The following is a 14,345-nucleotide window of genomic DNA, read 5'->3' as shown; positions in this document are numbered from 1 at the left end:
ACGCAGGGCGGCATTCGTGATCATCTGCGGCATCGAGGCAACTCACGACTGACAGGAAATACCTCGATCATCCCGGTCAACCGTGCAATGACCAGCGAGAGACACGCATCGATACCCTGCGGGAGGTGACAGCGTGCAACAGTTGCAAGCCGACTACAGAGATCTGCGGTGCGCACAACCCGTGGACTTCACAGAGAACGACGCCCCAAATCAGCTCGTGCGCAATCTCGAAGGACGCGGCTTCGCCGTAGTCACGATGAGGGAGCCAGGGGCGCCCGACGCCACCATCACAGCGCTGTCCGCGGCACTGCGACTTGGCAGTCCTCATATCCCGGCCCTCTACCGTTATGCGGAGACGAAGAGTTACTCCGCCTCCTACAGCGACATCCGCAGCGACACAAAGGGCCGACACCCCAGCTTCAGCACCACCGCTGGCCAGGCCTGGCATGTCGATGGTCTTCTGGACGACATCGGCGATATCAAGACCACCGTCCTCTACTGCGTCCGCGCCGCACATCGGGGCGGGGACACCTTGCTCTTCAACTCCCTGGCCGCCTTCGCCGAACTCCGCGAGAAGGACCCGGCCGCGGCGGAGGCACTCCTCTCTCCGAAAGCACTCAATCGCCGCTCCACTCTTCCCGCCATCGACGTGGACTCCACGGGCCCGGTCTTCTCCGTGGACGAAGCCGGTGACCTAATCACCCGCTACACGGACAACGACACCTGCACGTGGAACTACTCGGCCGGCCCACCAGGCGGCCTGCACAGAGCACTGGGTTTCCTCCGCACGGCGTCCGAGAACCCGCGCTACCGACTGGCGATACGTCTGGCTTCCGGCCAAGCGCTGATCTTTCGCAACGACCGCCTCTCCCACGGCCGTCAAGCCTATGAGGACACACCCGACGCCCGCCGCCACCTCGTCAGAGCGCTCTACGCCAACGCCCCCAGCACGTCCGACTCGACTGGTGGCTCCCGGCGAGAGGAAGCCTCATGAGAGACACGCTTCGCCTGCTACGGATGCTGTGGTCGACGGGAAAAGGAACTGCGGCTGCCATTACCGCGATTCGGTTGATAGAGAAGTTGCTACCGGCAGCCACCGCCGTGGTGGTGGGACTGCTCGTGAGCCGGGTCACGGCACTGAACGGCCTCGGAGGTCTCGGTGCCGTGCTGTTGCCGCTGGCGGCGTTCGGTGTGGTGCTGTTGGTGAGTCACGCCGCGGAGGCATGGGCGGAACCGCTGGCCTATCTGGCGCAGCAGCGGATCGATGGAGCGCACCGCGCGGCCGTGACCAGCTTGGTGGCCGGCAGCCCGACCATCGACCTCCTGGAACAGCCGGAGGCGCAGCACCTGATCCGGCAAGCCAAGGCAGACCCTGACGAGTACACGCAACGCACCCCGGGGCAGGCCGCCCTAGCGGAGCTCGATCAGGCGGCCTCCGCCGTCGGGATCGCGGCGCTGAGCCTCACGGTCGCCCAGTTCGCCTGGTGGCTGGTGCCGTTGCTGCTGATTCCCTCACTGGCCTGTGGTCGACTGCGCTACCAGCAGCGACTGGAGTTCATACGACTCTGGCGGGATCAGGTCGACGTGCTTCTGAGGGCGGACCGCTGGCAAGAAGCGCTCGCCTCGGCGGGAGTGGGGAAGGACCTGCGGATTTTCGGCTTCGGCGGCTGGGCGGTGCGCAGGCTGCTGGGGCTCCATGTGGCCCGGGGCGAGCCCATGTTCGCCTTGTGGCAGCGTCACATCCGCAGCCAGTTGTGGATCGTCCTGCTGGTGACAACCCCCTTGCTGATCGCGATCACGGCCGTGGTCAGGGACACGGTGAGCGGACGGGGCTCAATCGCGACGGAGACCGCTGTGGTGACGGCCGCGGTGGCGCTGTTCACCGTGATCGGGTCGGGCGACAGCGCCCTGACCCGGCTTGCGGGGCTGGAAGCCGTCAAGGCGCTCGACAGGTTGGCCGAGCACCTCGGGAACGACGCCCGGCGTCCACTGTCCACCCCCCTGAAGCGTGGCGCCTCTTCCAGCCTTGTCCGTTTCGAGCAGGTGGGATTCAGCTACCCGGGGACGACGAGTACCGTGCTCGCTGGACTCGACCTGGAGATCCGGCCCGGTGAGCTGCTTGCCATCGTGGGGCTGAATGGCTCGGGCAAGTCGACTCTCATCAAACTGCTCGCGGGGCTCTACGAGCCGTCCCGCGGGCGCATCGTTGTCGGTGACGAACAGGACCTGTCCGAGGTGGGCGCCGAAGCCTGGCGGGAACGGATATCCGTCGTCTTCCAGGATTTCGTCAAATACGAACTGTCGGCCGCCGACAATGTCACTCTCGGTCGGCCCGGCACGGAGCCGGATCCCAGCGTGTTGGAGGCGGCGGCCCGGGACGCGGGTCTACGACCGGTCCTTGACCGGCTTCCCGACGGCTGGGCGACGCCACTGGCACGCTCACGTACGGGTGGTGTGGATCTCTCCGGCGGCCAGTGGCAGCAGGTCGTGCTGGCCCGCGCGCTGTACGCGCTACGTACCGGCGCAGAGCTTCTAGTGCTCGACGAGCCGACCGCCCACCTGGACGTTCGCACCGAATTCGACGTCTTCCAGCGGCTGGCCACACAGCGCGACGAGGCCAGTGTCGTCCTGATCTCGCACCGCCTGTCGACGGTGCGTCAGGCGGATCGCATCGTGCTGCTTGACGGCGGCCGGATCACCGAATCTGGCACACACGATGAACTGGTCGCCGCAGGGGGCAGCTACGCCAAGATGTTCGCGATCCAAGCGGAGCGCTTCCAGCAGGGCTACCGGCACGCGATCGAGGAAGGTGAACTGCTGTGAGGCGTTACGTTGCCCTGTGGGCCGAGATGCTTCGGGTCTCCTGGCGGCTGGCCCCGGCCGCCACCGCCGGGATGTTCGGCGTTTGCGCGCTGACCATCGTGGCGGCCGCGGGGATCGCCCTGTCGCTGCGTGCCGTGATCGACGCCAGTGCCCACGGCATGCTGGGTACGGCCATGGCGGCGGCATGCGGCGCGGCCGTCTGCTACGGCGTGACCGTGACGCTTCAGCACACGGTCTGGGACCTGTTCCAACTGCTCCTGGACAAGGCAGGCTTGGAGCTGCGCCCGCAGATCCAAGGGTGGATCGCTGGGATCGAGGGGCTGGACCACCTGGAGCGCACGGACTTCCTCGACCGGCTGGAGGGAGCGAGCAAAAACAGCTGGCAGATCGGCATGAGCCTGTGGCAGATGGTCATGGCCGTCCGCTCGGGACTGCAGCTGGGCGTCATGCTCCTCATCCTGGGCACCGTAAGTCCTTGGCTGCTGCTCCTTCTGCCCTTCGCCGCGCTCCCGCTGTGGTTCGACCACCGTGGAAAGCAGGCGGTGGTCGAGACCGAGACGGCGACTGCCGAGGTCTTCCGGCTCCAGCGGCACCTCTTCCAGCTCGGCACCCGCGCCGACAGCGGCAAGGACATCCGCGTCGCGGGCGCCGGCGAGGAGATCGCCCGCCGGCAGGCTGCGGCCTGGGACGAGGCGGCACACCTGCGTTACCGGGCGCGGGTGCGTGCCGCGGGGTGGAAGTTCGGTGGCTGGGCGGTGTTCGCCTGCGGGTTCGTCGGAGCGCTCGCCCTCGTCGCCTTCCAGGTGGCGCGTGGCCAAGGCACTGCGGGCGATGTGGTGATGGCCGTCATCGTGGCGTCCGGCCTGAGGCAGGTCGTGCAGCAGGCGGTCGGCCGCACGGCGAGCACCCTCGCGACGAGGACCGCCATCGAGTCGTACTTCTGGCTGAGGGATTATGCCGCCGCCGACACCGCCCGCACGGCCGGCACCACCACCGCCCCTGCCCGGCTGGACAAGGGCATCGCCTTCGACGGCGTCTCCTACCGCTACCCCGGCACGGACCGACTCGCCCTCTCCGACGTCAGCTTCCATATTCCGGCGGGAACCGTGGTCGCGATCGTCGGCGAGTACGGATCGGGCAAGACCACCCTGGTGAAGCTCCTTGCCAAGTTTTACCGACTGGACGAGGGCAGGATCACTGTCGAAGGCACGGACCTCGCCGACCTCGACACCGCCGACTGGCGCTCGCGCATGAGCGCTGCGTTTCAGGATTTCGGACGCTTGGAGACGACCCTCGCCGAGGGCGTCGGCCTCGGGGACCTGCCGCATCTGACCGACCGCGACCGCATCACCCGTGCCGTGCGGGACGCTGACCTTGCGGCTCTCATGGATGCGCTGCCCCAGGGCATGGACACCCAGCTCGGGCGCGAACTGGGTGGCGTCGATCTCTCGGAGGGCCAGTGGCAGCGGGTCGCGCTCGCGCGTGCCGTCATGCGGGACGATCCTCTGCTGTTCGTCCTGGACGAGCCGACGGCGTCCCTCGACGCCCCCAGCGAGCACGCCGTCTTCAAGCGCCAGATGGAACGCGCACGCCGGCTCGCCGCGCGCACGGGAGCGATCACCGTGATCGTTTCGCACCGCTTCTCCACCGTAACTGGTGCCGACCTGATCCTCGTCCTCGAGCAGGGCCGTCTGGTCGAGTCCGGCACCCACGCGGAGCTGAAGGCCCTCAACGGTGGCCACTACGCCGACCTGTACGGAATCCAAGCGGCGGCCTACGGTGCCTGAGGACGATGTGGCACGAAGGCGACCTTTCCCGAGACACGAGGGAATCCGGCGGCGGTGCCCTGTCATGTCGGCCCTACTGCTCGACGCGGCCGAGGCGGTGCGGTTCCGGTGAAGGCTCTCGTCCTGTGCGGCGGAATGGGCCCGCGCCTCAGGTCCATGACCCACTCCCTGCCGGAGCAACTTGTCCCGGTCGGCGGAAAAGTGGTCCTGGAACTCGCGCTGGCGAACATCGTTGGCGCCAGCGTCACCGAGATCGGCATCGTGGTCGGCGACCCGATCGCCGCGCTCCGCGAGCGGATCGGCGACGGGTCCCGTTTCGACGCCCGTATCACCTACGTCCTGCAGACCGAGCCGCTCGGCCTGGCTCACTGCGTGCTGGTCGCCCGGAAGTTCCTCGGCGACAACTTGGTGCCCGAGGGCGTCGACTACCTGGCGTGCGAGTTCGCCGCCGCACGCCCTGACGCGCAGAACGTGGTGCAGAAGGTCGCCGACCCCAGCGCCTTCGGCGTCGCCGAGATCGACGCGGACGGGACCGTGCTGCGGCTGGTGGAGAAGGCGGCCCGGCCGCGCAGCGATCTCGCCCTGATCGGCCTGTACTTCTTCACCTCGGCGATTCACGAGGCGGCCGCCGCCATCGGTCCCGGCGCCCGGGGCAAACTGGAGATCACCGACGCCATCCAGGGGCTGACGTCCCGGAACCGTACCGTGAAGGCCTCCGAGTACACCGGCTATTGGGCGGACATCGGTCACGTGGACGGCGTCCCGGATGCCAACGGCCGTCTGATCGACGGCCTCACCCCCCGCCTTCGCGGGCGAGATCGACACGGCCAGCCGGGTCATCGGGGATGTCGTCGTCGAGCCGGGAGCGCGGGTAGTCCGCTCCATGACCGTGGGCCTGGCGATCATCGGCGCGGGCACCGTGGTGGAGGACAGCTACGTCGGCCGTTACACCTCCATCGGCAGCAACTGCACGCTGTGGGACACGCATATCGACGACTTGATCGTGCTGGAGAGTCCGACGCTCTCCGGCCTGCGCGGGCTCCGCGGTTCGGTTATCGGTCGCAGGACAGCGGTCCGGTCGGCGGGCGAAGGGCGCCGTCTGATCGTAGGAGACGATTCCCAAGTGGAGGTGGCGCGTTGAGGATTCTGGTCACCGGAGGCGCCGGGTTCATCGGCTCGCACTATGTCCGGACGCTGCTGAGCGGCGGCTACCCCGGGGCGGAAGGTGCCCGCGTCATGGTTCTCGACAAGCTGACGTACTCCGGTAACTGCAACAACCTCCCAGCGTCCGCGCCGGGGCTCGAGTTCGTCCAGGGCGATATTTGCGACACGGCCTTGGTCCGCGAACTGATGGCGGGGCAGGACGCGTTGGTGCACTTCGCGGCGGAGTCGCATGTCGACCGCTCCATCCGCGAGGCTGGCGAGTTCTTCCGCACGAACGTGGTGGGCACCGAGGTGCTGCTCCATGCGGCGTTGCGGGCCGGTGTCGAGCGGGTGGTGCACGTCTCGACCGACGAGGTGTACGGGTCGATCACGTCCGGCTCCTGGACGGAGGGCTGGCCGCTGGCCCCCAACTTGCCGTACGCGGCGTCGAAGGCGGAGTCCGATCTGGTGGCCCGCTCGTACCACCCGACGCACGGCTTGGACGCGTCGATCAGCCGCTGCTCCAACAACTACGCGCCATGCCAGCACACCGAGAAACTGATCCCCCTGTTCGTCACGAACCTGTTGGAAGGCCGGTCGGTCCCGCTGTACGGGGAAGGCCACAACGTCCGCGAGCGGATGCACGTGGACAACCACTGCCGGGCCGTGCACGCCGTGCTGACCGATGGGCGGCCTGGAGAGATCTACAACGTGGGCGGCGGCGAGGAGCTGCCGAACACCGAGATCGCGGCGCGGCTGGTGCGGCTGTGCGGCGCGGACGAGTCGGCGATGATCCGGGTGGCCGACCGACCGGGGCACGACGACCGGTACGCGCTCGATAGTACGAAGATCCGGCGGGAGCTGGGCTGGGAGGCGCGCATCGGCTTCGAGGAAGGGCTGGTGGAGACCGTGGCCTGGTACCGGGACAACCCGGTCTGGTGGAAAGCGGTCAAGCGTTCCCGGAGGGCGGAATCCGCGAGCACTCCATGAACGGGCGAGGCCTTGGAAAGGGCCCCCATAGCGGCCGTTGTGGCGGCGCGCTGGATATTCAATCGAGATGTGAAGGCGGGAAGTAATGGAACGCGCGATACGCGAGATTCTAGCCGACCCAGGAATTCTTGGTGACGCAGCGGAAAGCATGGCGAGTGATGCGGATCTCCGCCTTGCAGGGATCAATTCCATGCAAGTCTTGCAGATACTGACGGCGATCGAAGACAGGTTCGCGATCGAGGTTCCGGACGAGGTGGTCAGGCCCGAGACCTTCAGTTCGATCCAGGCGCTCGCCACGGCGATCGAGACCGTAGCCGGGCGGGAGCCTTCCGTCAGGCGCGATGACACCAGGTTTCCCGGGCAGTCAGAACACCACTCGCGGACTCCGGCTGGACAGATGTCCGCTTCTGGAGTCGTACTGACGTCGAGTGCGGACGAGAGCGTTCACAGCGGTCTCCGTGCCGGGTTGGCGAAACTGTTCGCGGGTGAGGTGGGTGAGCATTACACTGCTCCGCCCGTCATCGCGCGAAGCATCTCGGAACGTGTCGGCTACCCGACCTCCTTCCCTCACCTGCTCGGTGAAGTACACGGCGCGCGAGAGGGGGGAGACAGCGGCCCGACCGACCTCGTCCTCACGTCGGTGGCGTGCCACCACGTGTACCCGCTTATTTCCGAAGGAGCTCGGCCGGACTCCGGCTGCCTGAGTGTCGAGGCAGCTTGCTTCCGCAACGAGGCGACCGCGGAAACCGGCCGTCTGCGCTCGTTCCGCATGTACGAAGTCGTGCGCTGGGGCACTGCGGACGAGGTCGCGGCGTGGCGCCATCGCGCACTGAGTAGCGCGGAGGGCTGGCTTCGTGATCTCGGTCTGGATCTGGAAACAACAGTGGCCAACGACCCCTTTTTCGGCAGCACAGGAAGGTACTTGGCGTCGGCGCAGCAGTCCGAGGAACTCAAATGGGAGATGCTCGCGGACGTGGCGGACGACCTCCCTCAGGCTGTGGCGTCTGTCAACTACCACAAGAGCCACTTCGGTGAGGCGTTCGGGCTGAGGGCGCGTGACGGCTCGGTCGGGCACAGCGCGTGCGTGGGCTTCGGCCTCGACCGGGTCACGCTCGCTCTCAAGCAGCGCCACGGCGGCATCGTCTCGGCTTGGCCTGAGACGGTCCGTGCCCGTCTCGGCCTGTGAGCGGGACACGGACCGTGGGCCTTGGCCGCCGAGTAGCCGAGGGGATTCTCATCCAATGCCAGGAACTTACGCGGTGCGGGGCTGGGCGGTGCGGCAGGGCGGATCTTGCTGTTCGACCTGGAGGGAGGGCTGTGTTTCGGTGATCTCCGGTGTGGTGATGGAGAGTTGGTAGGTGACGTTTCGCTAAGGGCTTGCAGAGAAGCAACACGTTGCTTCTCTGCAAGCCCTTAGCTTGGCGTTTATCCTCGGGGGGGTGCCTCTATGTCCTTCGTCAAGGCATCCCTGTCGGGTTTGGGGTGGTTGAGGGTTGCTGGGGTCATGCGGCGAGCTCGACGTCCTTCGGCGTCCGAGGTTCGTAGAAGGTGCCGTCGCGGAGCATGGCGAACAGGACGCTGATGCGTTGGCGGGCGAGGCGGAGGAGGGCTTGGGTGTGGGTCTTGCCGCGGGCGCGTTGCTTGTCGTAGTAGGCGCGGGAAGCCGGGTCGGCGTTCATGCAGGCGAAGGCGGAGAGGAACATCGCGCGTTTGAGCTGCCGGTTGCCGCCTCGGGGTGCGTGTTCGCCGTGGATCGAGGTGCCCGACGACTTTGTCGTCGGCGCGAGTCCGGCGTAGGAGGCCAGGTGGGCGGCGGTGGGGAAGCTGGTGCCGTCGCCGACGGTGACCAGCAGGACAGGGGCGGTCCTGACGCCGACGCCGGGCATCGATGTCAGGACCTGGGAAAGAGGGTGGGCCTCCAGCAGGGCGTTGATCTGGGTTTCCATCGCCCTGCGCATGCGCGTTCGGGTAGTTCGCTGCGTCTCCGTGTAGTACGGCGCAGAGATTTGCATGATCGTTTTCCCATCCGTTTCCCAGTTTCCCGCCTGATCGGGCGGGAAACTGGGAAACGCGAGCGAGGCGTCACAGGGGCCGGAGGTCAGCAATAGCCTCCGGCTCCCGGCCTCACTACCGCGCTAGGTGATCACGCCGCACCGAGTACTGCTGGCCAGTCCTGAGCGTGGTGAAGGAGCAACTGGCGGTGCTGCATTCGAGCAGGTACTGCTGGGCGGCCGAGGTGCAAGCTCCCACCGGCCTGAGCGAGTCGGCCCCGGTGCCACGGCGCCAAGACAATGGCCCAGTACGCTGATGCAGTCCCTCGCCGCGGACTTCCAGCTCGACGATCAGCGCGACCAGAGCCATGCTCAAGATCTGTGGATCACCTCGGGGAGGACGTACCTTCCCAGGTGATTGACCGGTAGGTCACGAGCGGGCCGGCGTTGCAGCGTCGGCCGGGCCGCCAACGAGGTCCCCGACCTGTGGCTCCTCACCGCCCACCACATCCAGGCCCCCTATCTGCTGGCCGCTGTCCACCGCATCCCAGAGACCACGCGGGGCGCTTGGCAGGCGCCCGACGGACGCAGATGGCTCCGCTGACTCCGCGCTGGACGCGATCCAGGACTGTATGTGCGTGGAGTTCTGTAACGAAGACCTGAAGTGTCGACAGCCCCGCAGCAGGGCGCCCAAGCAGCCCGGCAGGTGTTCGACGAGGCGGTATGGATCGACTCCGCCCTGGCGCTGTCGCGCCTTAACCCTCTGCCCGCAGGCCGCCTTACTCCGGTCGCGGCCTGCGAGCATCGCCCACGCCATGATCGGCTCAGCGCCTTCGCCAAAGCCGCTCTCATCCTGGAGAGATACGGCTGAGCTGTCGGTCAAGCTTGGCAAGGAACTCACGGTCGGGTGTAGCGCGTACGGTGTGTTGGTCGAGGTCGTCGCGTAGGCGCTGCAGGAGTCCAGTGTCGCGGGGCGGCCAGCTCGGCCTGGTCGTGCGGCTCGGTGTCGAGCTGCCAGCCGCGGGCAGGCCGAGCGGCCTCACTCTGACGCTGAAGTTCGTTGGCGGCCTGAAGTGGGAGAAGATCCGCCGCCTGGCCGGGCTGTCCGGATATGAGGGCAATCTGCGCCAGATCACCTACCAAAGTGGAGTGCGCCGGTCTGCAGCACGGACGGCTGGCCGGGATCACGGTGCGTGGCGAAGATCTGGTCAGCGGCGACCAGAACGCCGAGCAGCTCAGCCTTGACGGATCCGACCAGGCCCCGTCTTGTCGCCGAAAGTGCGGTCGACCCGACCGGGTCCGCGCGAAGTTCGGCCGCGTCATCGGCCCTGCTGCGACCTTCTCTCGCGCCTTGTGAGGAGTTGGAGCGGGAGACCGTGGAGTTCCTCCATGGTGCGCTGTGACCTGCAGCGCTGGCGCCGCCGCGATCCGCGACCAGCACATCGCCGACCTGTGGGCCGCGCTCCAGGACGGCACCGACCAGCCCGTGTGCCAGCGCGATGAGTTCAACTTCTCCGTCGGCATCCAGTTCGGCGGCATACCGCTGGACGACCTACGGGCGACGCTCGCGATGCTGACGCGGGAGCAGCGCGAGCGGAGCATGGGCGGCACGAAGGCCGCCGCGTGACCAGCGGACGCAAAGGGTGGTTTGTCGCCATCGGCTGCGCATTCCGGAGACCAGCTTGTCCGCATACCCGTGCGTAGCCAATCTCTGGGAATTGACACAGAGCCAGCACGAAGTACACGCCGCCCCTGGACGGCAGCTGCCGCAACCGCCGCTGGACCAGCACTTCGTCGATGAGCTCGAAAGACAGGTGCTGGGTCAGCTCACCGAGATGCTTGAGGGCGAAGATATCGTCCGAGACGGTGTCTTCGTGGGTGATTGTCATCGTGGTGGGAAGCTGGCAGGGCAACGGGACCTCTCTCGCGACCGGGAGATCTTGGTCGGTCTCCCGCTTCTATCAGAGGTCCCGTTCTTGCATCCCGAACTCCGATGCTTCGCGGACGATTTGCCAGCTCGTGCCCGTGCTTAACTTCGTGGCCTTGCCTAGTCACTCATGCCACTTGACTTTTAGAACGAGAAGCAGGCTTGAGCGGCTTGGCAGCCGGGGTGGCCGGGGTGGCCGGGCCGCCCTCGGGGGGCTTGCGCGCGGTGGCCTTTCGGCGGCGGGCCTTGGCCAGCTCCGACGGCCTGGCTTTCTCGCGGTTCATCTCCCGGATTTCGCGACAGTCCTGGAGACTGAACTTCAGGAACTTGCCGAAGCGGTGGTGAGGGAAGCCGTTGTGGTTGGCCCCGTCCCGGAGCCAACGTTCGCCGCAGCCGATGACTTTGGCGGCGTCCTTTGGATCCAGCATCATTTCGTCCTGCTCGAGGGCCTTCGTGGCGGCTTCGATGATTGCTTCGTCGGTGGATTCCTTACGCAATTGGGCACTCCAGGTCATTTCGGGTCCACGTTCAGCGGGTCTGGCTAAGAGTGTGTGTGGCTGTCAGGTCGAGGCTGCTGACCGAACGCAGCAGTGGCGTATCCATGATCTGCAGGATCGCCGGTTTGGGTATCCGGAGATCCTGCGTCTCGCGTGGGCTGGCGTGATGGCCTTCGTGTCGTGCTGCTGACGCTCTGCCGCAGTGATGATGTCGAGTCGAGTCGGTTCCCGGTGCATGCCAATCTCTCGCGAGTGACGTCTCCCGGATTGACCTATCAAAGCTTACATGAAAAGCCTATCGACTCGCTTCTCGACTGGTCAATCAAATCTATTGTCGTCAATGTGTGTCGCTCCTTGCCCGGTGGCCGGTCGCCACTCGGGCCCGGCTCGATCGTGGCCAGACTGCCGTAGCTCATCGTCTGCGACGTGCCTGTGACGCCTCTGTCCCACTGGATCACCAGATGTTTCAAGGCCGCTCTGCGCTGACGGCCCCGCACGCGCCAGAACAACCCCGCACCGGATGAGGTGTGGGACGACTGGGCCGCGGGGAAGATCGGACGAGGCAGGACCGGCGCACGGGAACAGGCGCAGGTCCGGGTCGCGGTGACGGGGAGGACGGTGGGGCTGCCGCTGTTCGAGTCGGTGCAGGGTACTGGGCCGGGAGCGGACGCCGGCGCGGATCGACGTGGCAATCGCGAGGCTTCCGTCGGCGTGAACTGACGACAGCGGAACCGGTGTGCGCGGGGTGGCGCACCAGGCCCCACTGTCATGTCAACTACCGGGGGCAGGCCGCCACGTTCCCTTGTGCGTGCACGTGATGCCGCGCTCGGCTTCCTCGATCGCCGGCCGCCGGGATGTCGCAGGTGCAGCCCCCCCCACGGTAACGACCGGCTTCCCGGAAGGGAGCTGTTCGGCGAGAAACCGGCCGCGTGCATGGTGTCCCAGTCGCACCTTCAGTCGATCGCGGTGGTCGACGCCCGTCCGGCGGGCATCTGGACGCGAGGAGCGTGACCGTTGACACCGTGGACCGCCTAGAGACAGTCCAACTCAGGCATCGGCTTCTCGAGTATGGGGTGAGACGGAAGATGTGTGGATCGGGGTGGCGGCGATGACCTGGTGATCGTAGGAGACGCGCCCGGTGGAGGGCGCACAGATCCACCGCGAGTAGGCCGGCGGCTGATGCGGGCAGACGGTACAGAGAGGCTCCGGGTTTCTGGGCTACCGGCTGATACCCATGCGGTAGGCCAGACCACCAAGGCCACGCAGCGCGTGGGTAGGCAGCCGTCTCCCGAGGAGATGGCTGACGGAATCGCCGATCAGCGCGTCGGCGTGGAGCCGTTGCGGGGCGATCAGCTCGGCTTGCAGGAACCGTTCGGCGGCAGCCGATTCCTGTCCGCGGACGTGTGTGAGTGCCCATCCCGGATCGGAGTGGAAGCTGCCAACATGACGACCTCACCGGCCAGGCACACCGCCACGACCGCCCGGACCCCAGCCCGGACTGGCAGGACCCCCACCCGGGTCTGCTGCCAGCCACTGACCAATGGGGTTACAACGACCAGTACGCCTCGATGCACGTCTCGTCCCTATCGGTCCTCATTCAGACGATGACGACCATGATCGAGAGCGCCTTCGTCCCAGCTGTTGCTCCTGATCCCATGCCGAGGCCAGCTCGACGACCGGCACATCACCCCTGAAGCGGAAGCCGCGATCTTCGCCCGGGCCGACGATCTCAACGCCCGCAGCGCCGAGATCCTCAAGCGGTACAGCTAATCTCGGGGGCATGGGAATCGACTGGGAGAACATGCTCGGCACAAGCGGCAACGCCCTCAACGATGCCTACGACAGCGCGGTCTCCGCGGTCATCTACAGCGAGGACCCAGGAGACGACCGTCGGCCACTCCCAGTCGGCGAAGAGTACGACGAGACAGACGGCCTGCGCTGACCTGAGCGCACACACGAAAACGCATCGGTGAGCCGGGGCGTTTTCGTTGCATCAGGAGTCGTATCAGGGGCCAGTCAGGAGGCGACCGAGTTCGGCCTTGCGCTCCTCGGGGACGTTCGGCCAGTTAGCGACGAGCTTCGCCACCAACGCGTCGTGGTCTTCCGCGACCTCTGGGTGGCCTTGACCTCCTCGGCCGAGACCTCTGCGGGGTGCATGATCCACTTCGCCTCGATACTCGCGGCCCGCGCCAACAGCTGCTCCGCCGGCGGAAGCGCCAGCCGGGCCCTTCTGGAAGAGGCGCAGCGAAGTACGACGGCGTCCCCGTGGTGTCCCGGTCGTGTCTCCTGGGAGACCCCACCCGGCATCCCTGCACAGGTGAGTCCTCCGAAGGCTCTGTGTGCGACGCCAGTGCTGCACTGTCGGGGCGTGCGCGAGACACCGTAAGGACGTGCGCAGAACTCCAAGAGGTACACCGGCATCAGTCGGCGTCTTATCGGTGTACCCGTCGAGTCTCGTACGTGTCCCGATGAGTCACCTCGGCGCGCTTCGTTGGCCAGCCGGTTCCGCTCGTTCTCCTCACGCCGCTGGGCCTTCAGTGCCTTCCTCGCCGCGGCCTCCGTGCCGGGACCCCAGGCCCCGGCCGACCATTCAGGTGAAGTGCAGAGAAGCTGGCACCCGGCGCAGAGGCCGACACGGTCGCCGGGGCAGGTCAGCGCGGACGGGTCCGGCTCGTTGATGGGAGGCGGGGGAGTCGTGGTCATCGGCAGGCTCCTGTTCTAGGTGATCATCGGTCGCCCGGTCGGTAGGAACGGGCGGGAGGCGCGGATGTCCAAGGCCTCGTCGGCGGGGCGGTCCCTTCGGGCGGCTAAGTCGATGATGTGCAGCTGGGTGTCGGGGTGGCAGACCGGACATGCCTGCGCCTCTCCGGTGGTGAGGAGGCGGCGGGCTTCGTCGCGGCCGATGGCGCGTTGCCGTCTGCCGGTCATGCCGCACTCGCCGTCGTGGACCTGGAACGGCTCGCCGGTGCTGTTGCCGAGTTCGACGACCCAGTCCGGGGGCAACGGCCGGTTGCGGCGGCCGTGTTCCTCTTCGGCCTGCCGCTGCCGGAGGAAGGCGATCTTGCGGTCGATGCGCTCCAACCAGAGGGCATGCCACACCCTCAGCGCATCCAGTCGCGCCAGATCAGGGGGCAAATCATCGAACATATTTCCGATTCTAGGTCGAAGGTGGGGCGCGGTGGCTCGC

At 66.8% G+C, this 14,345-nt stretch carries 10 protein-coding genes and 4 pseudogenes; 10 read left to right on the top strand and 4 right to left on the bottom strand.

What is annotated here, in order from left to right; all coding sequences use genetic code 11:
• Window positions 1-133: 133 nt before the first annotated feature.
• The 6 genes and pseudogenes from OG241_RS09215 to OG241_RS09190 all read left to right on the top strand — a co-directional run bounded on the left by OG241_RS09215 (window position 134) and on the right by OG241_RS09190 (window position 7,929).
• Window positions 134-994 (top strand): TauD/TfdA family dioxygenase, encoded by an 861-nt coding sequence (locus OG241_RS09215; protein WP_405775516.1) that lies wholly within the window; start codon window positions 134-136, stop codon window positions 992-994.
• Complete coding sequence (locus OG241_RS09210; RefSeq protein WP_405775518.1) at window positions 991-2,823, top strand: ABC transporter ATP-binding protein; 1,833 nt, start codon at window positions 991-993, stop codon at window positions 2,821-2,823. Before OG241_RS09215 ends, OG241_RS09210 begins: the two co-directional genes overlap by 4 nt.
• Window positions 2,820-4,610 carry an ABC transporter ATP-binding protein gene (locus OG241_RS09205; protein ID WP_405775520.1) on the top strand — a complete coding sequence of 597 codons (1,791 nt, stop codon included), beginning with the start codon at window positions 2,820-2,822 and terminating at the stop codon, window positions 4,608-4,610. Before OG241_RS09210 ends, OG241_RS09205 begins: the two co-directional genes overlap by 4 nt.
• Before the next feature lie 135 nt (window positions 4,611-4,745).
• Window positions 4,746-5,324: pseudogene (locus OG241_RS09200) on the top strand (sugar phosphate nucleotidyltransferase); the annotation flags it as partial.
• 423 nt (window positions 5,325-5,747) lie between these two features.
• The gene (gene rfbB, locus OG241_RS09195) at window positions 5,748-6,743 is read left to right on the top strand and encodes a dTDP-glucose 4,6-dehydratase (protein ID WP_405777755.1); all 996 of its coding nucleotides are present in this window, start codon (window positions 5,748-5,750) and stop codon (window positions 6,741-6,743) included.
• 85 nt (window positions 6,744-6,828) lie between these two features.
• Window positions 6,829-7,929 carry a phosphopantetheine-binding protein gene (locus tag OG241_RS09190; RefSeq protein WP_405775522.1) on the top strand — a complete coding sequence of 367 codons (1,101 nt, stop codon included), beginning with the start codon at window positions 6,829-6,831 and terminating at the stop codon, window positions 7,927-7,929.
• 316 nt (window positions 7,930-8,245) lie between these two features.
• On the opposite strand, the pseudogene OG241_RS09185 reads toward OG241_RS09190, so the two are convergent.
• Window positions 8,246-8,698: pseudogene (locus OG241_RS09185) on the bottom strand (transposase); the annotation flags it as partial.
• A gap of 1,435 nt (window positions 8,699-10,133) precedes the next feature.
• On the opposite strand from OG241_RS09185, the gene OG241_RS09180 reads away from it, so the two are divergent.
• The gene (locus OG241_RS09180) at window positions 10,134-10,361 is read left to right on the top strand and encodes a hypothetical protein (RefSeq protein ID WP_405777857.1); all 228 of its coding nucleotides are present in this window, start codon (window positions 10,134-10,136) and stop codon (window positions 10,359-10,361) included.
• Window positions 10,362-10,404: 43 nt separating this feature from the next.
• Here the strand turns inward: OG241_RS09180 and OG241_RS09175 are convergent.
• Both OG241_RS09175 and OG241_RS09170 read right to left on the bottom strand, forming a co-directional pair.
• Window positions 10,405-10,623 (bottom strand): annotated as a pseudogene (locus OG241_RS09175) (transposase domain-containing protein); the annotation flags it as partial.
• A gap of 166 nt (window positions 10,624-10,789) precedes the next feature.
• Window positions 10,790-11,176, bottom strand: coding sequence for a hypothetical protein (locus tag OG241_RS09170; RefSeq protein WP_405775528.1), 387 nt, complete (start codon window positions 11,174-11,176; stop codon window positions 10,790-10,792).
• 558 nt (window positions 11,177-11,734) lie between these two features.
• Here OG241_RS09170 and OG241_RS09165 point away from each other — a divergent pair.
• The 3 genes and pseudogenes from OG241_RS09165 to OG241_RS09155 form a co-directional block, all read left to right on the top strand.
• A pseudogene (locus OG241_RS09165) lies at window positions 11,735-11,873 on the top strand (glutamate--tRNA ligase); the annotation flags it as partial.
• 926 nt (window positions 11,874-12,799) lie between these two features.
• Window positions 12,800-12,928 (top strand): hypothetical protein, encoded by a 129-nt coding sequence (locus tag OG241_RS09160; protein WP_405814760.1) that lies wholly within the window; start codon window positions 12,800-12,802, stop codon window positions 12,926-12,928.
• Between the two features lie 10 nt (window positions 12,929-12,938).
• On the top strand, window positions 12,939-13,100 hold the full coding sequence (locus OG241_RS09155; RefSeq protein WP_405814759.1) for a hypothetical protein: 162 nt from the start codon (window positions 12,939-12,941) through the stop codon (window positions 13,098-13,100).
• A 776-nt stretch (window positions 13,101-13,876) separates the two neighbouring features.
• On the opposite strand, the gene OG241_RS09150 is transcribed toward OG241_RS09155, so the two are convergent.
• The gene (locus OG241_RS09150; protein WP_405814758.1) at window positions 13,877-14,305 is read right to left on the bottom strand and encodes a DUF6233 domain-containing protein; all 429 of its coding nucleotides are present in this window, start codon (window positions 14,303-14,305) and stop codon (window positions 13,877-13,879) included.
• Between the last annotated feature and the right edge of the window lie 40 nt (window positions 14,306-14,345).

This window comes from Streptomyces sp. NBC_01390, from assembly GCF_045040105.1.
In the GTDB taxonomy this organism is placed as follows: Bacteria; Actinomycetota; Actinomycetes; order Streptomycetales; family Streptomycetaceae; genus Streptomyces.
This window is presented reverse-complemented; position numbering and strand designations above follow the sequence as displayed.